The sequence below is a fragment of the Streptomyces sp. NPDC046887 genome (genome assembly GCF_040644755.1).
In the GTDB taxonomy this organism is placed as follows: Bacteria; Actinomycetota; Actinomycetes; order Streptomycetales; family Streptomycetaceae; genus Streptomyces; species Streptomyces lichenis.
In genome coordinates, this window is the sequence record NZ_JBEYXH010000024.1 from 46,109 (window position 1) to 67,865 (window position 21,757).

General features: G+C 74.6%; 22 protein-coding genes and 1 riboswitch. Of the genes, 13 read left to right on the forward strand and 9 right to left on the reverse strand.

The features are described from left to right. Positions 1-52 precede the first annotated feature (52 nt). The 3 genes from ABZ945_RS21700 (at position 53) to ABZ945_RS21710 (ending at position 2,488) form a co-directional block, all read left to right on the forward strand. Positions 53-730, forward strand: coding sequence for an ABC transporter permease (locus ABZ945_RS21700; protein ID WP_361271895.1), 678 nt, complete (start codon positions 53-55; stop codon positions 728-730). A gap of 34 nt (positions 731-764) precedes the next feature. Further along, positions 765-1,442 (forward strand): ABC transporter permease subunit, encoded by a 678-nt coding sequence (locus tag ABZ945_RS21705; protein ID WP_361271898.1) that lies wholly within the window; start codon positions 765-767, stop codon positions 1,440-1,442. An 86-nt stretch (positions 1,443-1,528) separates the two neighbouring features. Beyond that, a complete protein-coding gene (locus ABZ945_RS21710) occupies positions 1,529-2,488 on the forward strand; it encodes an ABC transporter substrate-binding protein (RefSeq protein WP_361272020.1) in 960 nt (319 codons plus the stop codon). A 12-nt stretch (positions 2,489-2,500) separates the two neighbouring features. On the opposite strand, the gene ABZ945_RS21715 is transcribed toward ABZ945_RS21710, so the two are convergent. Continuing rightward, complete coding sequence (locus ABZ945_RS21715) at positions 2,501-3,664, reverse strand: ATP-binding cassette domain-containing protein (RefSeq protein WP_361271901.1); 1,164 nt, start codon at positions 3,662-3,664, stop codon at positions 2,501-2,503. A gap of 115 nt (positions 3,665-3,779) precedes the next feature. Here ABZ945_RS21715 and ABZ945_RS21720 point away from each other — a divergent pair, with 115 nt between their 5' ends. After that, entirely contained in the window at positions 3,780-4,532 is a 753-nt protein-coding gene (locus tag ABZ945_RS21720; protein ID WP_361271904.1) for a PIG-L deacetylase family protein, read from the forward strand. 37 nt (positions 4,533-4,569) lie between these two features. Here the strand turns inward: ABZ945_RS21720 and ABZ945_RS21725 are convergent, their stop codons facing one another. The 4 genes from ABZ945_RS21725 to ABZ945_RS21740 are packed head-to-tail and all read right to left on the reverse strand — an operon-like array spanning position 4,570 to position 8,178. Then, a complete protein-coding gene (locus ABZ945_RS21725) occupies positions 4,570-5,334 on the reverse strand; it encodes a (2Fe-2S)-binding protein (protein WP_361271907.1) in 765 nt (254 codons plus the stop codon). Next, positions 5,331-6,134, reverse strand: a complete 804-nt coding sequence (locus ABZ945_RS21730) for an ABC transporter ATP-binding protein (protein WP_361271910.1) — start codon at positions 6,132-6,134, stop codon at positions 5,331-5,333. Before ABZ945_RS21730 ends, ABZ945_RS21725 begins: the two co-directional genes overlap by 4 nt. Continuing rightward, on the reverse strand, positions 6,131-7,135 hold the full coding sequence (locus ABZ945_RS21735; protein WP_361272023.1) for an iron ABC transporter permease: 1,005 nt from the start codon (positions 7,133-7,135) through the stop codon (positions 6,131-6,133). The genes ABZ945_RS21730 and ABZ945_RS21735 overlap by 4 nt, the downstream gene beginning before the upstream one ends. A 56-nt stretch (positions 7,136-7,191) precedes the next feature. Next, positions 7,192-8,178: an ABC transporter substrate-binding protein gene (locus ABZ945_RS21740; protein WP_361271913.1), complete on the reverse strand. Its 987-nt coding sequence runs from the start codon at positions 8,176-8,178 to the stop codon at positions 7,192-7,194. A gap of 64 nt (positions 8,179-8,242) precedes the next feature. Further along, a riboswitch (cobalamin riboswitch) is annotated at positions 8,243-8,321 on the reverse strand. Positions 8,322-8,475: 154 nt separating this feature from the next. On the opposite strand from ABZ945_RS21740, the gene ABZ945_RS21745 reads away from it, so the two are divergent. From ABZ945_RS21745 to ABZ945_RS21755, 3 genes are read left to right on the forward strand one after another with little or no spacing between them, the layout of a single operon-like run. After that, positions 8,476-9,444, forward strand: coding sequence for an NADPH:quinone oxidoreductase family protein (locus tag ABZ945_RS21745; protein WP_361271915.1), 969 nt, complete (start codon positions 8,476-8,478; stop codon positions 9,442-9,444). Next, positions 9,441-10,625 carry an acyl-CoA dehydrogenase family protein gene (locus ABZ945_RS21750; protein ID WP_361271918.1) on the forward strand — a complete coding sequence of 395 codons (1,185 nt, stop codon included), beginning with the start codon at positions 9,441-9,443 and terminating at the stop codon, positions 10,623-10,625. Before ABZ945_RS21745 ends, ABZ945_RS21750 begins: the two co-directional genes overlap by 4 nt. Continuing rightward, positions 10,622-11,737 carry an acyl-CoA dehydrogenase family protein gene (locus ABZ945_RS21755; protein ID WP_361271921.1) on the forward strand — a complete coding sequence of 372 codons (1,116 nt, stop codon included), beginning with the start codon at positions 10,622-10,624 and terminating at the stop codon, positions 11,735-11,737. Before ABZ945_RS21750 ends, ABZ945_RS21755 begins: the two co-directional genes overlap by 4 nt. Positions 11,738-11,759: 22 nt before the next feature. On the opposite strand, the gene ABZ945_RS21760 is transcribed toward ABZ945_RS21755, so the two are convergent. Then, on the reverse strand, positions 11,760-12,221 hold the full coding sequence (locus ABZ945_RS21760; protein WP_361271924.1) for a hypothetical protein: 462 nt from the start codon (positions 12,219-12,221) through the stop codon (positions 11,760-11,762). A 249-nt stretch (positions 12,222-12,470) separates the two neighbouring features. Here ABZ945_RS21760 and ABZ945_RS21765 point away from each other — a divergent pair, with 249 nt between their 5' ends. The 6 genes from ABZ945_RS21765 (at position 12,471) to ABZ945_RS21790 (ending at position 17,990) form a co-directional block, all read left to right on the forward strand. Further along, positions 12,471-14,084 carry an ABC transporter substrate-binding protein gene (locus tag ABZ945_RS21765; protein WP_361271927.1) on the forward strand — a complete coding sequence of 538 codons (1,614 nt, stop codon included), beginning with the start codon at positions 12,471-12,473 and terminating at the stop codon, positions 14,082-14,084. Positions 14,085-14,107: 23 nt separating this feature from the next. Then, on the forward strand, positions 14,108-15,073 hold the full coding sequence (locus ABZ945_RS21770) for an ABC transporter permease (RefSeq protein ID WP_361272026.1): 966 nt from the start codon (positions 14,108-14,110) through the stop codon (positions 15,071-15,073). Beyond that, positions 15,066-15,956 carry an ABC transporter permease gene (locus ABZ945_RS21775; protein ID WP_361271930.1) on the forward strand — a complete coding sequence of 297 codons (891 nt, stop codon included), beginning with the start codon at positions 15,066-15,068 and terminating at the stop codon, positions 15,954-15,956. Before ABZ945_RS21770 ends, ABZ945_RS21775 begins: the two co-directional genes overlap by 8 nt. A gap of 11 nt (positions 15,957-15,967) precedes the next feature. Then, entirely contained in the window at positions 15,968-16,975 is a 1,008-nt protein-coding gene (locus ABZ945_RS21780; protein WP_361271934.1) for an ABC transporter ATP-binding protein, read from the forward strand. Next, positions 16,968-17,633, forward strand: a complete 666-nt coding sequence (locus ABZ945_RS21785; RefSeq protein WP_361271937.1) for an ATP-binding cassette domain-containing protein — start codon at positions 16,968-16,970, stop codon at positions 17,631-17,633. The genes ABZ945_RS21780 and ABZ945_RS21785 overlap by 8 nt, the downstream gene beginning before the upstream one ends. 162 nt (positions 17,634-17,795) lie before the next feature. Beyond that, positions 17,796-17,990 (forward strand): hypothetical protein, encoded by a 195-nt coding sequence (locus tag ABZ945_RS21790; RefSeq protein WP_248632925.1) that lies wholly within the window; start codon positions 17,796-17,798, stop codon positions 17,988-17,990. Between the two features lie 11 nt (positions 17,991-18,001). Here the strand turns inward: ABZ945_RS21790 and ABZ945_RS21795 are convergent, their stop codons facing one another. From ABZ945_RS21795 to ABZ945_RS21805, 3 genes are all read right to left on the reverse strand, one after another. Then, positions 18,002-19,267, reverse strand: a complete 1,266-nt coding sequence (locus ABZ945_RS21795; protein ID WP_361271941.1) for a phosphodiester glycosidase family protein — start codon at positions 19,265-19,267, stop codon at positions 18,002-18,004. Between the two features lie 162 nt (positions 19,268-19,429). Further along, entirely contained in the window at positions 19,430-20,251 is an 822-nt protein-coding gene (locus ABZ945_RS21800; RefSeq protein ID WP_361271943.1) for an AAC(3) family N-acetyltransferase, read from the reverse strand. Positions 20,252-20,301: 50 nt separating this feature from the next. Then, positions 20,302-21,750 carry a dienelactone hydrolase family protein gene (locus ABZ945_RS21805; RefSeq protein ID WP_361271946.1) on the reverse strand — a complete coding sequence of 483 codons (1,449 nt, stop codon included), beginning with the start codon at positions 21,748-21,750 and terminating at the stop codon, positions 20,302-20,304. Between the last annotated feature and the right edge of the window lie 7 nt (positions 21,751-21,757).

The following is a 21,757-nucleotide window of genomic DNA, read 5'->3' on the forward strand; positions in this document are numbered from 1 at the left end:
GGACGGCCGCCCATCCCGCGCGCCCCCGCGTCCGCCGCGCTCCAATGGAGCCGTGACCGCGCCCCCCGACGACTGCCTCGCGCGCAACGACTGGCTGTGCGGCGCCTATCTGTCCACCCGCCAGGAGATCCTGCTGGACGCCTCCCTCCAGCATCTGCGGCTGGCCTTCGTCTCGGTGCTGATCGCCCTCGTCCTCGCCCTGCCGCTGGCGCTCGCCGCGCGCCGCTGGCACTGGGCCGGCGGCACCGTCCTCGGCGCCACCACCATCCTGTACACCATCCCCTCGCTGGCGATGTTCTCGCTGCTGCTGCCGCTGTACGGGCTCTCCGCCTCGCTGGTCATCGCCGGGCTGGTGCTCTACTCGCTCACCCTGCTGGTCCGCAACATCCTGGCCGGGCTGCGGGATGTGCCCGAGGACGCCCGGCAGGCCGCCCGGGGCCTGGGTTACGGGCCGCTGCGGACCCTGCTCACCGTGGAGCTCCCGCTCTCCTTGCCGGCCACCGTCGCCGGGGTGCGGATCGCCACCGTCTCCGCCGTTTCCCTGGTCACCATCGGGGCGATCGTGGGCTACGGCGGGCTGGGCAACCTCATCTACGCCGGGATGAACACCTACTTCAAGGCCCAGGTGCTCACCGCCTCGGTGCTGTGTGTGGTGATCGCCGTCGCGGCCGATCTGGCGCTGCTGCTGGTGCAGCGGCTGCTCACGCCCTGGACCAGGGCGGGCGGATGAGCACCCGACGGACGAGGTGGACGAGGGCGGGCGGATGAACACGCTCACCGCCTCCTGGGACTGGCTCACCGACGCGGCCCACTGGTCCGGCCCGGACGGGGTTGCCAGCCGTCTCCTCGAACACCTCTACCTCACCGGGGTCTGCCTGGCCATCGCCTGCGCCCTCGCGCTGCCCGTCGCCCTGGTCCTCGGCCACCTCGGGCGCGGCGGGGCGCTCGCGGTCAACCTCTCCAACGCCGGACGGGCCGTCCCCACCTTCGCCGTCCTGGTCCTCCTGCTGCTCAGCCCGATCGGCACCTGGGGCAGCTGGCCCACCGTCATCGCGCTGGTGCTGTTCGCCATCCCCCCGGTGCTCACCAACGCCTACACCGCCATGCGCGGGGTGGACCGCGATGTGGTCCGGGCTGGCCGGGGCATGGGCATGACGGGATGGCAGCTGCTCAGCCGGGTGGAACTCCCGTTGGCCCTGCCGCTGATCCTCACCGGGGTGCGGATCGCCGCCGTCCAACTGGTGGCCACCGCGACCGTGGCCGCGCTGGCCGGCGGCGGCGGGCTCGGCCGGATCATCACCGCAGGCTTCAACCTGGCCTCCACCCCGCAGGTCGTCGCCGGGGCGGTACTGGTCGCGGTCCTCGCCCTGCTGGTGGAGGCGGTCTTCGTCCTGGCCCTGCGCCCGGCCCTCCGATCGGCCGGCCCCGGGCGTACCGGATGACCCGCCGTACGCCGAAGGCCGCGCGGCCCGGCTGCCGCCGGGTGACCCGCCGTACGCCGAGCGCCGCCCGGCCCCGGGCGCGCGGAATGACCGGCCGCCGCGTCCGGCGCGCCCTGCGTTCCGCCGCCGTCCTGCCCGTACTGCTGCTGACCGGCTGCGCCATCGGACCGTCCCTGGAGAACCAGGGCGAGGTCACCGGACCACCGGGCGACAGCCGGGAACTGACCATCGGCTCGGCCGGGTTCACCGAGAGCGACCTGCTGGCCCGGATGTACGCGCTTCTGCTCGACCAGGCCGGCTACCGCACCAGGATCCTCTCCGTCACCAACCGGGAGATCTACGAACCGGCGCTGGAGTCCGGCCGGATCGACCTCGTCCCCGAGTACGCCGCCACCTTCGCCGACTGGCTCAACGCCAAGGCCAACGGCCCCGACGCCCCACCGGTCGGCTCACCCGACCTGGCCGCCACCATGAAGGAGCTGCGCGACCTCGCCGCGCCCCGCGGCCTCACCGTCCTCGCGCCCGGCCTCGCCGTCGACCAGAACGCCTTCGCGGTCACCGCCGGCTACGCCCGCGCGCACCGGCTGCGCACCCTCAGCGACCTGGGCCGCGCCAAGCTGCCGGTACGGCTGGCAGCCGGTGACGAGTGCGTCTCCCGGCCCTACTGCGCCCCCGGGCTGCGGAAGGTGTACGGCATCGACATCACCGGCATCGATCCCAAAGGCGTCGGCACCACCCAGGCCAAGCAGGCCGTGCAGCGCGGCCAGGACCAGATGGTGCTGACCACCACCACCGACGCCACCCTGGACGACTTCGGCCTGGTCCTGCTCGCTGACGACAAGCGGCTGCAGAACGCCGACTACATCGTGCCGGTGGCCAACCGGGCCCGGGCCGGCTCCCCGCGCGTCGCCCGGGCGCTGGCCCCGCTCGGCCCGGTGCTCACCACCGCCGACCTGGCGGACCTCAACGAGCGGGTGGACAGCTGGCGCCGGCTGCCCGAGGACGTGGCGGAGGACTTCCTCCGCTCCAAGGGGCTGCTGCGCTAGCGCACCGGCGACTCAGGCGTCCGCCACCGAGTCGAAGGACACCTCCCCGCGCCCCACCCCCCGGGCGTCCGCGTCCACCGAACGGCGCAGCGCCTCATGGAGCTTCGACGGGGTCAGCACCCCGAGGAAACGCGCCCCGTCCAGCACCGCCACCCATCCCGCGTCATGCTGGAGCATCTCCCCGAACGCCCGCTTCAGCGGCGCCCCCACCGGCACCCACGCCTCCATCCGCCGGGCCAGGTCACCGACCGCGCCCGCGTCGCCGGCCCGGGCCAGATCGTCGGCGGACACCCAGCCGTGCAGGTCCCCGGCCTCACCCAGCACCACCGCCCAGCGGGCGCCCTCCGCGCGCAGCCGCGCCGAGGCGTCCGCCGCCGGCTCACCCAGCCGGGCCACCGGCGGCTCCTCCAGGTCGTCCGGCTCGATCGCGGTCACCGACAGCCGCTTCAACCCCCGGTCCGCCCCCACGAACCGGGCGACCGCGGGGGTGGCCGGGGCGCCCAGCACGGCGCCCGGGGTGTCGAACTGCTCGATCCGCCCCTGCCCGTACACCGCCATCCGGTCGCCCATCCGCACCGCCTCCTCGATGTCATGGGTGACCAGCAGCACCGTCTTGCGCACCGTCGCCTGGAGCCGCAGGAACTCGCTCTGCAACCGCTCCCGCACCACCGGGTCCACCGCGCCGAACGGCTCGTCCATCAGTAGCACCGGCGGATCGGCCGCCAGCGCCCGGGCCACCCCCACCCGCTGCCGCTGGCCGCCGGAGAGCTGCGCCGGATAGCGCGCGCCATACACCTCCGGGTCCAGCCCCACCAGCTCCAGCAGCTCGGCCGCCCGCTTCCGGGCCTTGGCCTTCCGCCAGCCGAGCAGCACCGGCACGGTCGCGGTGTTGTCCAGCACGGTGCGGTGCGGGAACAGCCCGGTCTGTTGGATGACATAGCCGATCCGCCGGCGGAGCTTCACCGGGTCGGTGGCCGCCACATCCGAGCCGTCCACCAGGATCCGCCCCGAGGTGGGCTCGATCAGCCGGTTCACCATCATCATGGTGGTGGTCTTGCCGCACCCCGAGGGGCCGACCAGGGTCACCAGCTCGCCCTCCGCCACCTCGAAGGAGAGGTCGTCGACGGCCGTGGTGCCGTCCGGGTAGACCTTGCCGACCTGCTCGAACCGGATCATGGCACCACGCTAGGAGCCCCCGGCCCGCCCCGCATACGCTCCGCGACCGACCGGGGAGCCCCTACCGGAAACCGAGGCCGGGACGGGGCACCGGACCGGGTCGTATCCTGCGGCCATGGATGATCAGGAGAAGAGCGGGGCCGCGCCGCTGGAGCCGATGCCGGAGGACTGGACCAGGGCGCTGGCGGTGGTGGCCCACCCCGACGACCTGGAGTACGGCTGCGCCGCCGCGGTCGCCGGCTGGACCGACGGGGGCCGCGAGGTCTCCTATGTCCTGGCCACCCGCGGCGAGGCCGGTATCGACGGACTCGGCCCGGACGAATGCGGTCCGCTGCGCGAGCGCGAGCAGCGGGCCAGCGCCGCCGCCGTGGGCGTCTCCACCGTCGACTTCCTGGACCACCGGGACGGGGTGATCGAGTACGGGATCGGGCTGCGCCGGGACATCGCCGCCGCCATCCGCCGCCACCGCCCCGAGCTGGTCGTCACCCTCAACCACCGGGACACCTGGGGCGGCACCGTCTGGAACACCCCCGACCATGTCGCCGTCGGCCGGGCCACCCTGGACGCCGCCGGGGACGCGGGCAACCGCTGGATCTTCACCGAACTCGCCGCCCAGGGCCTGGAACCATGGGACGGGGTCCGCTGGGTCGCGGTGGCCGGCTCGGACCGGCCCACCCACGCCGTGGACGCCGGACCGGGACTCGACCGGGCGGTGGCCTCCCTGCTCGAACACCGCGCCTATATCGAGGGTCTGACCGACCAGGACCCCGAGGAGTACGCCCGCTCCTTCCTCACCTCCACCGCCCAGGCCCTCGCGCCCCGCTTCGGCGGCCGGCCCGCGGTCGCCTTCGAGCTCTTCCCGCGATAGCCGTCATGACGGCGGCGCGGCGGGGCCCGAACCGCCCTCACCGCGCCGCCGCGTAGGCCCGCAGCCGCTCCGACCGATCGGTCAGACAGCAGCTGGCACAGCGCACCGCCTCGGCGCTGGTGTAGAAGAGGCAGCAGGTCCGGCGCAGATACACCAGCCGCTCCCGCCCGTCCCGCACCCCGCGCACCCGGGCCGTCTCCCCGAGCGCCGCCACCCCGCCCGGCGCGTCCCGCACCAGCAGCCGCCAGCGCTCCTCCAGCAGCTCCACCGGCCCGTCGAAGGCGCAGAGCGCGGTGGCGCAGCCGTGCGCCACCCCGCCCCGCAGCTGACGCCGCCCGGCCCGGGTGCGCCGGTGCAGAGCCTCGGCCACCGGCAGCAGATGCCCCTCCAGCACCACCCGATGCAGCAGCGCCACCGACTCCTCACCGCCCTCCGGCACCAACAGCCGCGCCCGGCGCACCCGCACCCCGGCGATCCCATGCGTCCCGGGCCGCACCAGCACATTTCCGGCCCGCAGATCCGGGACCTCGTCGGTGAGCGCCCAGTGCAGCACCGCGGCGGCGGTGACCCAGCCCGCGTACACCGCCATCAGGGTCAGCGCGGCCGCGTGCTCGGTGCGGTGCCCGCTGCTGTTCCGCTCCGCCGCCAGCAGCACGCCCAGCTCGGGGCCGTCCGGGTCCGCGAGCCGGTCGGCGGCCAGCCAGGCGTCCGCCTCGGCGGCGGGCGGGGCGCCGACCGCCACCCGCCAGCGCGGCCCCCGCTCCACCGGCGTCCACTCCCCGCCCGTCGGGAAGCCCGTCACGGCAGCGGCAGGTAGAGCACATGCGGGGCGCCGGTCACCGGATGCGGCTCCACCCGGGCCGGGACCCCGTACACCTCGGCCAGCAGCTCGGCCGTCACCACCTCCGCCGGGGTGCCGCTCGCCACCACCCGGCCGCCGTCCAGCACATGGAGCCGGTCGCAGTAGGCCGCGGCCAGATTGAGGTCGTGCAGCACCAGGACGTTGGTGGTGCCCAGCCGGCGTACCAGCGACAGGATCTCCAACTGGTGGCGTACGTCCAGATGGTTGGTCGGCTCGTCCAGCGCCAGCAGCCCCGGGTCCTGCACCAGCGCCCGGGCGATCAGCACCCGCTGCCGCTCCCCGCCGGACAGCTCGGTGAACGCCCGGTCGGCCAGGTGCCCGGCGTCCACCTCGGTGAGCGCCCGCTCCACCCGGCGCAGGTCGTCCGGCCCGTCCTGCTCCCAGAACCGCTTGTGCGGGCCGCGGCCCATGGCCGTCACTTCCCGCACGGTCAGCCCGGCCGCGACCCCCGCGTCCTGGGCGACCACCGCGATCCGGCGGGCCCGCTGCCGCACCGTCAGCCCGGCCGCGTCCACCCCGTCCAGCTCCACCCGGCCCGCGGACGGCCGGACCGTCCCGTACACACAGCGCAGAAAGGTGGTCTTGCCGCTGCCGTTGGGCCCGACCAGCCCCACCGTCTCGCCCGGCGCGGCGGAGACATCCACCCCGTCCAGGATGGTGCGCCCGCCGATCGCGTACCGCACCCCGGTGGCGGTCAGCGCGGCCGCCCCGGCCCGCTCCCCGGCGGATACCGCCGTCATGCGATCTCCTCCGTCCGACGGGACCGGCGCAGCAGCCACAGGAAGAACGGCCCGCCGACCAGCGCGGTCACCACCCCCACCGGGATCTCCTCGGGCGCCGCGGCGGTCCGCGCCACCAGATCGGCCAGCAGCAGGAACACCGCCCCGCCCAGCGCCGCCACCGGCAGCAGCCGCCGGTGCGCCGCGCCGACGGCCATCCGGGCCGCGTGCGGCACCATCAGGCCCACGAAGCCGATCGCCCCGCTGTACGCCACCAGTACCCCGACCACCAGCGACACCAGCACGAACGCCCAGGCGCGGAAGCGCCCCGGGTCCAGCCCCAGGGTGTGCGCGCCCTCCTCGCCGGCCAGCAGCAGGTCCAGCGGCCGGGCGAGCGCCAGCAGTACGGCCGTCCCGGCGGTCAGCACCAGCGCGGGCACCGCCAGTTCGTCCCAGCGCGCCCCGCCCAGGCCGCCCAGGGTCCAGAACATCACCTGGCGGAGGTGCTCGGCCTCGGCGGCCACCACCAGCACCAGGCTGGTGAGCGCCTGGAGGATGTACTGCACCGCCACCCCGGCCAGCACCAGCCGCCCGGTGGTCATCGACCCGCCGCGGCGGGCCAGCGCGTACACCGTGACCAGCGCCGCCATCGAACCGGCGAACGCGGCCGCGGGCAGCGCCACGGCGCCCAGCGCCCCCGCCCCGATCCCCAGCACGATGACCAGCACCGCACCGGCGGAGGCCCCCGAGGAGGCCCCCATCAGGAAGGGGTCGGCCAGCGGGTTGCGCACCAGCGCCTGGAGCACCGTGCCGGTGAGCGCCAGCCCCGCGCCGACCAGCACGGCGAGCAGCACCCGGGGCATCCGCACGTCCCAGACGATCGAGGCGTACGCGCCCAGCCGCTCCCCGCGCACCACGATGTCCAGCACCTCACCGGGCGGGATGCGCACCGGGCCCAGCGCCAGCCCGGCGACGGCCGCGGCGAGCAGGGCCAGTGTCAGCACCGACAGGGTCAGCGGCAGCCGGGCGGCCGAACGGGCGGGCGCCCGGCCTGCCTTGGCCGCGGTCGCCGGGGCGGTCACCGGGCGTCGGGGTGGAGCTGGCGGGCGAGCGCGTCCGCCGCCTCGCCGACCCGCACACCGAGCACCGCGGAGGAGAGCGGCAGCACGGCGAACCGCTTGTTCTTCACCGCCGGTACGTCCTTGAGCGCCGGGTCCTTCAGCAGCTGCTGCTTCTTCTGCTCCACGGTGGTGCCGCCGTAGTCGTAGATGACGACCACCTCGGGCTTGCGCTCGACGACCTGCTCCCAGGACACATCGGCGAAGGACTTCTTCACATCGGCGAACACGTTTTTCCCGCCCGCCAGCGAGATCAGCTCGTTGCCGATGCCCTGGCCGCCCGCGGTGAAGGCGCTGGCCTCGCCGGAGTCGTAGACGAACACCTTCAGCGGCTTGGTCTCCGCCAGCCGGGTGCGCACCGCCCCGACCTGCTTCTCCTCGTCCGCGATCAGCTTCGCGCCGCGCTCGGGGACGCCGAAGGTGCGGGCCAGTTCGGTGATCTCGGTCCGCAGCTGGGCCATCCCCACCGGGCGGTCGGCGCAGGACTCGGTGTTCAGCCGGGTCCTGATGCCGGACTTCTCCAGCCCGGCCCGGTCGCGGCCCTGGGCCTTGTCGAAGGCGCTGTCGTAACCGCCGTAGACGAAGTCCGGGTTGGCGCCGAGCAGTACCTCCTTGGAGGGGTACTCCTTGGCCAGCACCTTCACCTGGTCGTAGTCCTTCTTGTACGCGGGCAGCACCGCGTCGTCCAGATAGGCGGAGCCGGTCATCTTCTCCTTGAGCCCGAGGGCGAGGAGCAGTTCGGTGGCGTGCTGGTTGAGGGCCACGGCCCGCTGGGGCGGTGCGTCGAAGGTGGTCTTCACCCCGCAGTTGGTGACGGTGTACGGGAAGCCGGCGGCCTTCTCGGCGGGGGCGGCGCCGTCGTCGCCGTCCTTCCCGCCGCAGGCGGCCAGCGGAAGCAGCAGGGCTGCGGTGGTGAGTGCGCGCAGCGCGGCGCGGGATCGGGCCATGGCCGTATGTCGCCTCTCCGGGGATGTCCTCGTCCCCTGAGTCGAAGCTGGGCAGGCGGCGCGGCAGTGTCTGACTCACGGCCCCCGAGGAGCGGGGGCCGTTCACAGTGGCGGGACCGTACCGGGTTCGCACCGGTTTCCTGGCCCGCGCGGCCTGGATGATCGGCCACAGTGTCTCAAACCCGCCGCGGTGTGCCGCCACGGGCCCCGGTGCCGACTCCGGAGTCGCTTCCCCTCGACCAAGCGACCGCTTAGTATGCGACCGAGAACGGTTGACCCGTCCCACGGAGGCCCCGGATGCAGGCATGGCGAGTACACCGCAACGGCGAACCGGCCGAGGTGATGCGGCGGGAGGAGGTGGAGCGTCCCGAGCCGGGGCCGGGCCAGGTCCTGCTGCGGGTGAAGGCCGCGAACGTCAACTTCCCCGACGCGCTGCTGTGCCGAGGGCAGTATCAGATCCGCCCGCCGCTGCCGTTCACCCCCGGCGTGGAGGTGTGCGCCGAGACCGCCGAGGGCCGCCGGGTCATCGCCACCCCGGTCCTGCCGCACGGCGGACTCGCCGAGTACGTGCTCGCCGAGGAGGCCGCCCTGCTGCCCGCGCCCGAGGCGCTGGACGACGCCGAGGCGGCCGCCCTGCACATCGGCTACCAGACCGGCTGGTTCGCCCTGCACCGGCGGGCCGCCCTGAAGGAGGGCGAGACCCTGCTGGTGCACGCCGCGGCCGGGGGCGTCGGCAGCGCCGCCGTGCAGCTCGGCAAGGCCGCCGGGGCCATGGTCATCGGCGTGGCCGGCGGCCCGGAGAAGGCCGAGGCCGCCCGCCGCAACGGCTGCGACCTGGTCATCGACCGGCGCTCCGAGGACGTGGTCGCCGCGGTGAAGGAGGCCACCGGCGGACGCGGCGCCGATGTGGTGTACGACCCGGTGGGCGGCGCCGCCTACACCCAGTCCGCCAAGTGCGTGGCCTTCGAGGGCCGGATCGTGGTCGTCGGCTTCGCCAGCGGCGACATCCCGGCGCCCGCGCTCAACCACGCCCTGGTGAAGAACTACGCGATCCTCGGGCTGCACTGGGGTCTGTACAACCAGCACGACCCGGCCGCCGTCCGGCACTGCCACTCCACGCTCACCGGGTACGCCGCCAAGGGGCTGATCAAGCCGCTGATCAGCGAACGCGTCCTGTTCGCCCAGGCCGCCGACGCCGTACGCCGGGTCGCCGAGGGCACCACCACCGGCCGGCTGGTCGTCCTCCCCGAGGGGGTCGCCGCATGAGCACCACAGCAGGTGAACTCCGCGACCGTACGCGGGAGCTGCTGGCCGCCCATCCGCCGGCCACCACCGCCCCGGCCGACTTCCTACGCGCCCGCTTCGACGCCGGCCTCGCCTGGGTGCACTACCCGGCCGGACTCGGCGGACTGGACGCGCCCCGCGCCCTCCAGCCCGTGGTGGACGCCGAACTGGCCGCCGCGGGCGCCCCCGACAACGACCCGCGCCGGATCGGCATCGGCCTCGGCATGGCCGCGCCGACCATCCTCGCCTACGGCACCGAGGAGCAGAAACACCGCTTCCTGCGGCCGCTGTGGACCGGCGAGGAGGTGTGGTGCCAGCTGTTCAGCGAGCCCGGCGCCGGCTCCGACCTGGCCGCCCTCGCCACCCGGGCGGTCCGCGAGGGGGACTCCTGGACCGTCACCGGCCAGAAGGTGTGGACCTCCAGCGCCCATCTCGCCCGCTGGGCCATCCTGGTCGCCCGTACCGATCCCGACGCCCCCAAGCACCGCGGCCTGACCTACTTCCTCTGCGATATGACCGACCCGGGCGTGGAGGTCCGGCCGCTGCGCCAGATCACCGGCGAGGCCGAGTTCAACGAGGTCTTCCTGGACGGCGTCCGCATCCCCGACGCCCACCGGCTCGGCGCGGTCGGCGAGGGCTGGCGGGTCGCCCAGGCCACCCTGATGAACGAACGCGTCTCCATCGGCGGCGGCCGGCAGCCCCGCGAGGGCGGCATGATCGCCAAGGCGGCCGCCACCTGGCGGGAGCGCCCCGAGCTGCGCACCGCCGAACTCCACCAGCGGCTGCTGGACCTCTGGGTGGACGCCGAGGTGGCCCGGCTCACCGGTGAACGGCTCCGCCAGCAGCTCGCCGCCGGAGCACCCGGCCCCGAGGGCAGCGGCGCCAAACTGGTCTTCGCCCGCCTCAACCAGCAGATCAGCGCCCTGGAGACGGAACTCCTCGGCGACGAGGGTCTGCTGTACGAGGACTGGACCCTGCGCCGCCCCGAGTACGTCGACTTCACCGGCCGCGACGCCGGCTACCGCTATCTGCGCGCCAAGGGCAACTCCATCGAGGGAGGCACCAGCGAGGTGCTGCTCAACATCGTCGCCGAACGCGTCCTCGGCCTGCCCGCCGAACCCCGCACCGACAAGGACGTCCCGTGGAAGGACCTCGCGCGATGACCGACCCGAAGCCGACGACCGCCCCGGACCCGTCCGCCGACCCGGATCCCGACCTCCTCTACAGCCGCGACGAGGAGGACCTGCGCTCCGCCGTACGGTCCCTGCTCGCCGACCGCGCCGACCCGGCCGCCCTGCCCGCCCGGGTCGAGCGGGCCGGCGGTCATGACCCGGAGCTGTGGCGCGCCCTGGCCGCCTCCATCGGCGCCGCCGGACTGCTCGTCCCCGAGAAGCTCGGCGGCCAGGGCGCGAGCCACCGGGAGGCCGCCGTGGTCTGCGAGGAGCTGGGTCGCGCCGTCGCCCCGCTGCCGTATCTCACCAGCTCCGTCATCGCCACCGAGACCCTGCTCGCCGCCGGCCCCGCCGCGGAGGGGCTGCTCGCCGAACTCGCGGCGGGGGAGCGGACCGCCGTACTCCTCACCCCGCTCTCCACCGCCCCCGGCGACCCTGCGCCCCCGCCCGGCCCGGTCACCGCGGTCGCGGACGCGGCCCTGGCCGACGTCCTGCTGGCACTCCGCCCCGACGGGCTGTACGCGGCCGAGGCCGCCGACGCCGCCCGCACCCCGCTCACCGCCCTGGACCTCACCCGACCGCTGGCCGCCGTGGACCTGCCCGAGGGTGCGGGCACCAAGGTCGCCGACGCCGAGACCGGGCGCGCCGCCTGGCAGCGCGGACTGCTGGCCGGGGCCGCCCTGCTCGCCTCCGAGCAGCTCGGGCTCGCCGAATGGTGCCTGGAGCAGACCGTCCGGCACACCGCCACCCGCCACCAGTTCAACCGGCCCATCGGCTCCTTCCAGGCCCTCAAGCACCGGATGGCCCAGCTCTGGCTGGAGATCGCCGGAGCCCGGGCCGCCGCCCGCGCCGCCGCCGACGCGCTCGCCACCGGCAGCCCGGACGCCCCGCTGCTCACCGCCGTCGCCCAGGTCCACTGCTCCCGGACGGCCGTGCACGCCGCCGAGGAGTGCGTCCAGCTGCACGGCGGCCTCGGCATGACCTGGGAGCACCCGGCCCACCTGTATCTCAAGCGCGCCAAGGCCGACCAGACGGCCCTGGGCTCACCCGGCCGCCACAAGGACACGCTCGCCCGCCTGGCCGACCTGCCCGCGCCCCGCTGACTCGGCGGCGGCCTCCGCGCTGCTACGGGGCGGTGAAGCCCGCGTAGAGCACGGCGGCCGCCATCACGGCCACCGCCCCCAGCCGCACCCATCGGTCCGGTACGAAGAGCGCGGCCGCGACCGCGTACGGCACCCCGGCCAGGGCGAACCGGGTGCCGGCGCTGCCCAGGTCGACATGCGCCAGGTAGGCGGCCAGCCCGGCCAGGACACCGAGTGTGCCGAGCACGAAGACCGCCACCGCCCACCCGAACCGGCCGTGCACCGTGGCGCACAGCGGCACCACGCCCGGTGCCGGTGTGCCCGCCGCGACCAGCAGGCCCACCGTGAGCGGCACGCCCACCGCGGCGGCCACCAGCGCCGCCCTCGACCCACCGTCCCAGCCCGCCATCATCACCGAGAAGCCGAGCGCGGGCGCCGCGCACGTCATGGCCGCCCACACCAGCAGCAGGTGGAGGGCCGTCAGCCACGCTCTGTCCCTCGTCATGCCGCGGAATCCCGTCATGCCGCGGAATACTGCCGCCCGGCGTCCGCGGGCCCATGAGTTCCCGTACTCATCGGCCCCTCCGCTTGGTGCGCGGGGGCGCCGCCCTCCACCCCAGCGACCAGGTAAGGACCGCAGGGGGGATCCACCCTTTTCTCCATGCTGTTTAATTGCCAAGCATTCGCAACAGCGCATCGCCCGTGCCTGTGCCTGCGCCGACAGCCGAGTCCCGACAGAGGGGTGTGGAGATCCATGACCGCCGCCCGATCCATACGCGGCACCGCCGCGGCCGCACTCGCCGGGGCCCTGGCCCTCACGGCGGCGGCCTGCTCCACCCCCGGCTCCGGGGCGGACGGCAAGGGCGGTGCCGCCAAGGACAGCGCGGTCGTCGGTATCGCCTACGAGCCCGACTCCCTCAGCCCGCTCCTCGGCTACGGCAAGGACGGCAACTCCAAGATCTTCGACGGGCTGCTCGCCTTCGACGGTGGGATGAAGCTCCAGCCCGCGCTCGCCGCCGAGTTGCCGAAGGTGAGCGCCGACGGCCTCACCTACACGTACAGGCTCCGCAAGGGCGTCACCTTCAGCGACGGCAAGCCGTTCACCGCGAAGGACGTCGTCTACACCTACCGCACCATCCTGGACCCGAAGACCAACAGCGCCTCCAAGGGCGACCTGGACGCCCTCAAGGACGTCAAGGCCACCGGAGACGACACCGTGGTCTTCACCCTGAAGTACCCCTACGCGGCCTTCGCCGAGCGCACCGTGCTCGGTATCGCCCCCGAGCACATCGCCGCCGGGCAGGACGTCAACACCGGCCCGTTCACCACCAAGCCCGTCGGCACCGGCCCCTATGTCCTCACCAAGTGGTCCAAGGGCGAGAAGCTGAGCTTCACGGCCAACGAGAAGTACTGGGGCGGCGCGCCCAAGGTCAAGAAGTTCACCATGGCGATCATCAAGGACGACGACGTGCGCGCCACCCGGCTGCGCTCCGGCGACCTCGACGGCGCCATCCTGCCGCCCAACCTGGCCAAGGGCTTCCAGGGCGAGAGCGGCCGCAAGACCTACGAGGCCACCAGCTACGACTACCGGCTGGTGACCCTGCCCACCCACCACAAGGTCACCGGGGACACCGGCATCCGCCGCGCCCTGGACACCGCCGTGGACCGCCAGACCATGGTCGACAAGATCCTCGAAGGCGCCGGCAAGCCCGCCTACGGCCCCGTCCCCACCGACAGCGAGTGGTTCACGAAGGGCACCGAGCGCCGCCACGACCTGGCCGCCGCCGAGAAGACCCTGGACGCGGCCGGCTGGAAGCCCGGCCCCGACGGCATCCGGGTCAAGAACGGCGTACGCGCCTCCTTCCCGCTGTGGTACCTCTCCGGCGACAAGCTCCGCCAGGACCACGCCCTCGCCTACGCCTCCGACGCCAAGAAGGCCGGCATCGACGTCAAGACCCAGGCCGGCACCTGGGAGGTCATCCAGCCCCGGATGAAGACCGACGCCGTCCTGGCCGGCGGCGGCTCGCCCGGCGACCCCGACTTCGACCAGTACCTGCTGCTGAAGTCCAGCCTCGGCGGCGACGGCTTCAACAACATGGCCTGGTACGACAACCCGGCCGTCGACAAGGCCCTGGAGCAGGGCCGCACCACCGACGACCAGGCCAAGCGCAAGGCCGCCTACGACACCGTCCAGCGCGAACTGGTCAAGAACCCCGGCTACACCTTCCTCACCCACATCGACCACGTGTACGTGGTGGACGACCGCTGGAAGGGCCTGTCCACCCAGGTCGAGCCGCACGACCACGGCCTCGCCTCCGGCCCCTGGTGGAACGTGGAGGACTGGACCCCCAAGGGCGCCGGGAAGTGAGCCGCCGCGTCCCGCTCGGGGCGATGGCCAGGATGGCGGGACGGCGGGCCCTGTTCGCCGTCCCCGTCCTGCTCCTCGTCACCTTCGGCGTCTTCGCCGTCGCCGCCGCCTCCCCGTTCGACCCCGTCAAGGCCTACGCCGGCACCGCCGGACTCACCGCCACCCAGGAGAACCTCGACCAGCTGCGCGCCAACCTCGGCGTCGACCAGCCGCTCGTCCCCCGCTGGTGGCACTGGCTCACCTCCGCGGCCACCGGCGACCTCGGCGACTCCAGCGTGATGCGCCAGCCCGTCGCCGACGTCATCGCCGAACGCCTCGGCTGGTCCACCCTGCTCGCCGCGACCGCCTTCGCCGTCGCCGTGCTGCTCGGCACCGCCCTCGGCGTCCTCGCCGCCCGGCGCCCCGGTGGCTGGCTGGACCGGATCACCAGCTCCGCCGCGTACACCCTGGAAGCCGCCCCCGCCTTCTGGCTCGGGCTGCTCGCCATCTGGTTCTTCGCCCTCAAGCTCGGCGCCCTGCCGGCCGGCGGCCTCACCGACACCGGAAGCGACACCGTTTCCTTCGACCAGGTCGTGAGGCACCTGGTGTTGCCCGCCCTGGTCCTGGGCGTTTCCCAGTTGCCCTGGTTCTTCCTCTACGTACGCCAGGGCGTCGCCGACGCGCTGGAGGAGGACGCCGTGCGCGGCGCCCGCGCCCGGGGCCTGGCCGAACCCACCGTGCTGCTCGGCCACGCCCTGCGCTCGGGGATGCTGCCGATGCTCACCCTGATCGGCTCCCGCGTCCCCGAACTGATCACCGGAGCCCTGCTGGTGGAGACCGTCTTCAGCTGGCCCGGCATCGCCGCCGCCACCGTGCAGGCCGCCGTCTCCGTCGACTTCCCGCTGCTCGCCGCGCTCACCGTGCTCGCCACCGCCGCGGTGCTGCTCGGCAACCTCCTCTCCGACCTGCTGTACGGACTCGCCGACCCGAGGGTGGGCTTCGATGGCTGACCTGACGACGAAGACCGATGTCTTCCGGCAGTGGCGCTCGCACGGCCGCACCCGCCGCTCCACCCGCGCCGTACGGGTCACCGCCTCCGCCCTCATCACGGCCGCCACCGTGCTCGCCGTGCTGATCGTGCCGCCGATCGTCCAGCTCGACGAACAGGCCATCGACCTTGCCCTCAAACTCCAGCCGCCGTCCCTCGCGCACCCCTTCGGCACCGACGACGTCGGGCGCGATCTGCTGCTGCGCTGCGTCTACGGGCTGCGCGTCTCCCTCCTCGTCGGCCTGGTCGCCGCCCTGGTCGCCACCGTCATCGGCACCGCCGTGGGCGCCGCCGCCGCGGCCTTCGGCGGCTGGACCGACCGGATCGTGATGCGGCTGGTCGACACCTTCTCCTCGGTGCCGCACCTGCTGCTCGGCATCTTCATCGTGGCCATGTTCCGCCCCGGGGTCTGGCCGGTGATCGTCTCCGTCGCCCTCACCCACTGGCTCTCCACCGCCCGGATCGTCCGCTCCGAGGTGCTCTCGCTGCGCTCCCGGCCCTTCGTGGACGCGGCCATCTCCGGCGGAGCCTCCCGATGGCGGGTCACCACCCGCCATCTGCTGCCCGCCGTGCTGCCGCAGGCCGGGCTGGCCGCCGTGCTGATGGTGCCGCACGCCATGTGGCACGAGTCCGCCCTCTCCTTCCTCGGCCTCGGCCTGCCCACCCACCAGGCCAGCCTGGGCACCCTGGTGCAGACCGCCCGCGGCTCGCTGCTGGCCGGCGACTGGTGGCCCACCCTCTTCCCCGGCCTCTTCCTGATCGTCCCCACCCTCGCCATCGCGGGACTGGCCGGCGCCTGGCGGGAGCGGATCAACCCGCGCCGCCGATCGGAGCTGATGCTGTGAAACCGGATGCCATGAAGCCCGGCGCCCCGGCTCCGGACACCATGACGCGGGACCACGCGACCCCCGTCCTCGGCGTGCGCGAGCTGTCCGTCCGCTTCCGGATGCGCGGCGGCCGCCATATCGCCGCCGTCACCGGCGCGAGCTTCGACCTGGCGGCGGGGGAGTGCCTGGCCCTGGTCGGCGAGAGCGGCTGCGGCAAGTCCGTCCTCGCCTCCGCCCTGCTCGGGCTGCTCCCCGGCAACGCCCAGACCGCAGGCAGCGCCGTGATCGGCGGGACCGGCGACAGCGGTGCCATCGACCTGCTCACCGCCTCCGAACGCACCCTCGCCCGCACCATACGCGGCCGGCGCATCGGCCTCATCCCGCAGTCCCCGGCCGCCCACCTCACCCCCGTACGCACCATCCGCGCCCAACTCGCCGAGACCCTGCGGGAGCTGAACCGCACCCCCAGGAGCGCCCTCCCCGCTGCCGTGACCGACGCCGCCGATCGCGCCGCCTTCCCCGCCGCACTGCTCGACCGCTACCCGCACGAGCTCTCCGGCGGCCTCGCCCAACGCGCCGCCACCGCGCTCGCCCTGGTCGGCGACGCCCCCCTGCTGCTCGCCGACGAACCCACCACCGGACTCGACCGGGACCTGGTCCACCGCACCGCCGACGAGCTGCGCCGCCACACCGACGACGGCCGCGCCCTGCTGATGATCACCCACGATCTGGCCGCCGCCGAGCGGATCGCCGACCGGGTGGCCGTGATGTACGCCGGCCGGATCGTCGAACTCACCGACGCCACCGCCTTCTTCGGCGCACCCGGCCCCCGCCACCCCTACGCCCGAGGACTGCTCGCCGCCCTGCCCGAACGGGACTTCCGCCCCATCCCCGGACTCCCCCCGGAGCTCGGCGACCTCCCCACCGGCTGCGCCTTCGCCCCCCGCTGCCCCCGCGCCACCGACCGCTGCGCCACCGCACCCGACGTCGCCGACGGCGTCGCCTGCCACCACGCCGAGGAGCCGGCCCGTGCTTGAACTCGACGCCGTCACCGCCGGCTACGACCGCCGCGCCCCCGTCTTCCGGGCCGCCTCCCTCACCCTCGCCCCCGGTGAGTCCGTCGGCCTGCTCGGCCCCAGCGGCTGCGGCAAGTCCACCCTCGCCCGGGTCGCCGCCCTGCTGCACCGCCCCGACGCCGGCCGGGTCACCGTGGACGGCGAGCCGGTGCGCGGCTGGCGCCACCGCGCCCCGCGCCGGCTGCGCACCGCCATCGGCGTGGTCTTCCAGCAGCCCCGGCTCTCCGCCGACCCCCGGCTCACCCTGCACGACCTGATCGCCGAACCACTGCGCGCCACCGGCCGCCGCTCCGAGGTCCCCGACCGGGTCGCCGAACTCGCCACCGCCACCGGCCTCACCGACGACCTGCTCACCCGCCGCCCGCACGAGGTCAGCGACGGCCAGCTGCAACGCGCCTGCCTGGCCCGGGCCCTGGTGCTGCGCCCCCGCTGGCTGGTCTGCGACGAGATGACCGCGATGCTCGACGCCTCCACCACCGCCGCCCTGGTCGCCGCCGTCGAGGAGTACCGCGCCGAACACGGCGCCGGGCTGCTCGCCGTCGGCCACGACCGGGTCCTGCTGGAACGCTGGTGCGACCGCACCGTGGAGTGGGCCGGCTGCGCCGAGCCGGGCACCTGACCACCGTACGACCGCCTCACAACCGCCCGGGCGTAACGGTCCGCGGCCCGGTAATACCCGTTCGGCCGACATGCCGTACCCCCGGGCGGCGAACGGCCTCCGCCAGACTGGCCGCCGAATGCCGCAACGCACACTCCGTGCGGCGGGCCGAGGAGGCGACACATGGCCGTATCCATTTCCGTGGTGGTGCTGCTGCTGATCCTGGCGGTGGTCTATCTGCGCAGCGGCGGGCTGAAGCTCTCCCACGCCCTGGTCTGCGGACTGCTCGGGTTCTTCCTGGCGAGCACCAGCCTCGCCCCCACCATCTACAACGGCGTCGCCGCCACCGCCGACGTGGTCAGCGGCTTCAAGCCCTGAGCGCGGCCCGCTCAGCCGGTGGCGAAGACCCCGACCCCGTTCGGCACCGGACGCTGGGCGCCGCCGCTCGGATGGTTCAGCACCCGGACTCCCCCCGCACCGGACTGACGGGCCACCAGCGTCGACGAACCCCCGCCGTCCAGGTTCACCGCCTCGCTGGCACCCAACCGCTCCGCCACCCGCGCCAGCTCCGCGAGCGTCAGCCCCTGGCGGAACTCCGGGGAGCCGTCCAGCGCCAGCAGCCACACCCGTCGCCCCGACTCCCCGATCCCCGCCGCGGTGCGCACCGCCGCCACCGCCCCGTCCAGCCCGGCCACCGGCGCCCCGCCGCGCAGCACCGCGAAGCCGCCCACCGCGAACCGGAACGGCGCCCCGCCATCCGCCGTGACCAGCCCGTACCGCACCGTCACCCGGTCCCCGACCGCCAGCCGCCGCAACCGGGCCGCCCCCGCCTCCCGCCCCACCAGCACCGAGGTGCCCGCGGCGATCGGCCCGCTGCCCGGAGCCCCGGCCACCGACACCACCCGCCCGGCGCGCACCGTCACCTCATACGCCTCCTCCACACAGGGCGCGTCCCGCCGGGTGTCGGAGCCGCAGACCGCCCGCGCCCGGGACGCCGACCCCCAGTCGGCGGTGAACAGCCCCACCGAACCCTGCGGCAGCGCGTACTGGTTCAACCCGCCGAGCGGCCACTCGCCCGCCGCCGAGGACACCGCGCCCTCCAGCACCAGTTCCCCGAGCCGGGCCGTGCCGTCCGTCCCCACACCCCACACCTGGCGGGCGTTGCCCCCGCGCGGCAGCGCCGGACCGTAGCGCTGCGCCGTGGGCACCGCCGCCTTCAGCGCCCGCCCCTCGGCCACCGCCGGCCCGACCGGCGCACCGGTCGCCGGTACGCCGGGATGCTGGCTCTCCGTCAGATGGAAGAAGTCACCGTTCACCCCGCCCACCGCCGCCGCCCCGTCGGCCAGCGAGGACAGCGCCGAGCGGGCCGCCACCCTTCCCGGGTACAGCAGCCCCAGCGACGCCCCGTCCCGGTCCAGTTCCACCGACAGCAGATGCGCCCGCGCGGTCCCGCGCGGCGACGCCAGATCCAGCCAGCGGTACTCCACCCCGTCCGCGACCCTCGCCCAGGCCGCCGCCGGCCGCGCGGGCGGCGCACCGGCCACCCCCGCGAGCAGCAGCGCCAGCACCAGCAGCAGAAGGTGGAGGGGGCGGAGGGGAGTCGCGCGGTGCCACGGCCGTCGGCCGGGCAGGGCGGTCGCTGAGGGTACGGTCATGGGGACCCCCGAAGTCGGGCGGCGGGCCCGGTCCGGCGGCAGGCCACCCGGGCGGGTTCGGGCAAGAGCTGCCCGCCCGGCGGCCCCGGGAACCGAAGACCGGCGAACCGGCGGACGAACTTCAGCCGTCCGGCGGCCCCCGGTACCGCTGATGACACTCCGTCAGCGGTGGCGGAGCAGCCACTCCCGGGCGAAGTCCACCGCCGTGGTGAGCTCCACCAACCGGGCCGGCGCCGACCCCACCCGCCCGCTCCGCACACCGGCCGCCGCCCCGACCGACCGCTCCAGGTCAGCCCCCAGCGCGCCGAAGTCCCCGTCCCGCAGGGCCACGTCCTCGTACTCCCACCAGCGCCGCCGCCCCCGCTCGTCCCGCACCACGCAGCGGTAGCTCCGCCGGGGTGGCTCCGGTACCCGGTACTCGGCCAGATGGAAGGCGCTGCACGCCTCCCAGCCGGTGCCCAGCATCAGCACCCTGGCCCCCAGTTCGTACAACCGAGCGAGGGGTGAGTCCTCACCGAGATGGTTGTCCCGATGGTGGCCGGAGACCACCTTCTCGGCGTACGGGCCGAGCGCCGCGAACGAGGTCTGCGGATGCGCGCTGCGCAGCGCCCCGGGCACGGTCCTGACCAGCTCCGGGAAGACCCCCACCCCGTCCGAGGGCATGCGCTCCGCGTCGTACGGCGGCATCGCCTCCCGCGCCTGATCCACCTGCTCCGGGGTCAGACCGCGCACCCGGGCCCGGTAGGCGGGGGAGGTGTCCGAGTTCCGTGCGGTGAACGTGGGCACCACCAGGGTCCCGTACGGGCCGAGGGCCCCCAGCACCGCGCCCAGCACCGCCGCACCGCCACCCGCCACCGGCCCGACGGCCCGCAGCGAGGAGTGCACCAGCAGCACATCCCCGCGCTCCACCCCCAGTGCGCGCAACCGCGTCCGCAGCAGGCGTTCGGTGTGGATCGGGGCCCCGGTGACCGTCACCCGCGCCATGGTAGGGGCCCACCGCCCGCCATCGAGCCGCTCTAACCGGCCGTCGTCCCTCATCCCCCCGGTCGGTGGACGGTGAGATCACCATGCGCCGACAAGGTCCCGGCCAGGTCACCGGCCTTGTGCCGCAGGGTGGAGTCCAGGAAGGCGAGCGTGGTCGCGGCGACCATCCGCGGGCTCTCGGTGCGGCCGACGGAGCCGACGATCGAGGGCACCGGAGGCAGATACAGCGGGCCGTCCATGAAGGTGAGGTGCGCGGCGCCGGGGACGGTGAGCCGATAGCTCGTCGCGGTGCCGCGCTTCAAGGCCTCGGTGAGGCGGGGCAGATACTGCGGGTCGGTCGCGGGGGTGATGGCCTGGGTGAGTGCCAGCGCGGGCTGGTGGAGGGAGGGGGAGGCGGGGCCGTGGGGGAAGCCGTCCAGATCGATGACCGCGTCGAACCGGCGGTCCTGCCGGGCCGCCTGCAACGCGGCGGCGCCCCCCATGGAGTGGCCGGTGACCGCGACCCGACCGGTGTCCAGCCGCCCGGTCAGCGGACCGGTCGTCTCCCGACCGGGACGCTCCAGCCGGGTCAGGACGAAGCGGAGGTCGGCGGCGCGCACGGCCGTCCAGCCGACCGCCAGCTTCGCGTCCTGCTCCCGGCTACCGCTGGAGGCGGTCTTGGCCCGAATCGTCCGGCCGTCGGCGAGCACCACGGCGGCGGAGTCGTACGGGTGGTCCAGGGCGGCCACCACATAGCCGTGGCTGGCCAGTTCCTCCGCCCAGGCGGTGTTCTGGGTCCGCACCCCGTTCGACCCGGGCGAGAACAGCACCACCGGGAACCGCCCACCCCCCTCGGCCACCGGGGCGTCCACCACGGCATGGGTACGGGCGTGCAGGACACCGTCGACCAGGAAGCCCGGCAGCCCGACCCCGCCGGCGAGGGCGTCGGACACCGTGCGCGCCTCCTGCTCCGTCCGCCCGAGGTACTGGGCCCGCCGGGTGCCCGCCGGGCTCTTCCGCGCGGGATACCAGAGCTGCACCACCACGGTGCGCCGGTCGTCCGGATCGGCGGTGAAGCTCTCGGCGCGGCCCGGATCGGTCCACTGCACCACCCGCGTACCCACGGCGAAGCGGCCCGACGGCTCCGGGAACTCGGGCACCGGAAAGGCCCAAGCGGCCACCGGGCCCGTGGCGATCAGCCCGATGCAGACCAGCGACCCCGGCAGCGCCAGCCACCACCGCGCCCGCCACGCCGGCCTGGCGCTACGGGGCCGCCGCAGCAGGGGAGCGAGGGCGAAAGGCACCGCGAGGGCAGCGCCCACCAGTACCGGCAGCACCTGCCAGCGGATCCCCACCACCAGCAGTGCGAGCACGGACACCACGAGGACCGCCCCCGCCGCGAGCGTGACCCGCGGGCGGGCGGCGGGCGGCAGCCAGCGCGCCACCACCAGCGCGACGGCACCCAGGACGGCTACGACTTCCAGAGGGGACAGATACAGCCCCGTGATGATCTCGGTCACCCGGTCA

Excerpts from the sequence above, each read along its gene's own strand:
- ABZ945_RS21705 (WP_361271898.1), top strand. The coding sequence starts at position 765 with ATGAACACGCTCACCGCCTCCTGGGACTGGCTCACCGACGCGGCCCAC.
- ABZ945_RS21710 (WP_361272020.1), top strand. The coding sequence starts at position 1,529 with ATGACCGGCCGCCGCGTCCGGCGCGCCCTGCGTTCCGCCGCCGTCCTG.
- ABZ945_RS21715 (WP_361271901.1), bottom strand. The coding sequence starts at position 3,664 with ATGATCCGGTTCGAGCAGGTCGGCAAGGTCTACCCGGACGGCACCACG.
- ABZ945_RS21720 (WP_361271904.1), top strand. The coding sequence starts at position 3,780 with ATGGATGATCAGGAGAAGAGCGGGGCCGCGCCGCTGGAGCCGATGCCG.
- ABZ945_RS21730 (WP_361271910.1), bottom strand. The coding sequence starts at position 6,134 with ATGACGGCGGTATCCGCCGGGGAGCGGGCCGGGGCGGCCGCGCTGACC.
- ABZ945_RS21740 (WP_361271913.1), bottom strand. The coding sequence starts at position 8,178 with ATGGCCCGATCCCGCGCCGCGCTGCGCGCACTCACCACCGCAGCCCTG.
- ABZ945_RS21745 (WP_361271915.1), top strand. The coding sequence starts at position 8,476 with ATGCAGGCATGGCGAGTACACCGCAACGGCGAACCGGCCGAGGTGATG.
- ABZ945_RS21750 (WP_361271918.1), top strand. The coding sequence starts at position 9,441 with ATGAGCACCACAGCAGGTGAACTCCGCGACCGTACGCGGGAGCTGCTG.
- ABZ945_RS21755 (WP_361271921.1), top strand. The coding sequence starts at position 10,622 with ATGACCGACCCGAAGCCGACGACCGCCCCGGACCCGTCCGCCGACCCG.
- ABZ945_RS21760 (WP_361271924.1), bottom strand. The coding sequence starts at position 12,221 with ATGACGAGGGACAGAGCGTGGCTGACGGCCCTCCACCTGCTGCTGGTG.
- ABZ945_RS21765 (WP_361271927.1), top strand. The coding sequence starts at position 12,471 with ATGACCGCCGCCCGATCCATACGCGGCACCGCCGCGGCCGCACTCGCC.
- ABZ945_RS21770 (WP_361272026.1), top strand. The coding sequence starts at position 14,108 with ATGGCCAGGATGGCGGGACGGCGGGCCCTGTTCGCCGTCCCCGTCCTG.
- ABZ945_RS21775 (WP_361271930.1), top strand. The coding sequence starts at position 15,066 with ATGGCTGACCTGACGACGAAGACCGATGTCTTCCGGCAGTGGCGCTCG.
- ABZ945_RS21780 (WP_361271934.1), top strand. The coding sequence starts at position 15,968 with ATGAAGCCCGGCGCCCCGGCTCCGGACACCATGACGCGGGACCACGCG.
- ABZ945_RS21790 (WP_248632925.1), top strand. The coding sequence starts at position 17,796 with ATGGCCGTATCCATTTCCGTGGTGGTGCTGCTGCTGATCCTGGCGGTG.
- ABZ945_RS21795 (WP_361271941.1), bottom strand. The coding sequence starts at position 19,267 with ATGACCGTACCCTCAGCGACCGCCCTGCCCGGCCGACGGCCGTGGCAC.
- ABZ945_RS21800 (WP_361271943.1), bottom strand. The coding sequence starts at position 20,251 with ATGGCGCGGGTGACGGTCACCGGGGCCCCGATCCACACCGAACGCCTG.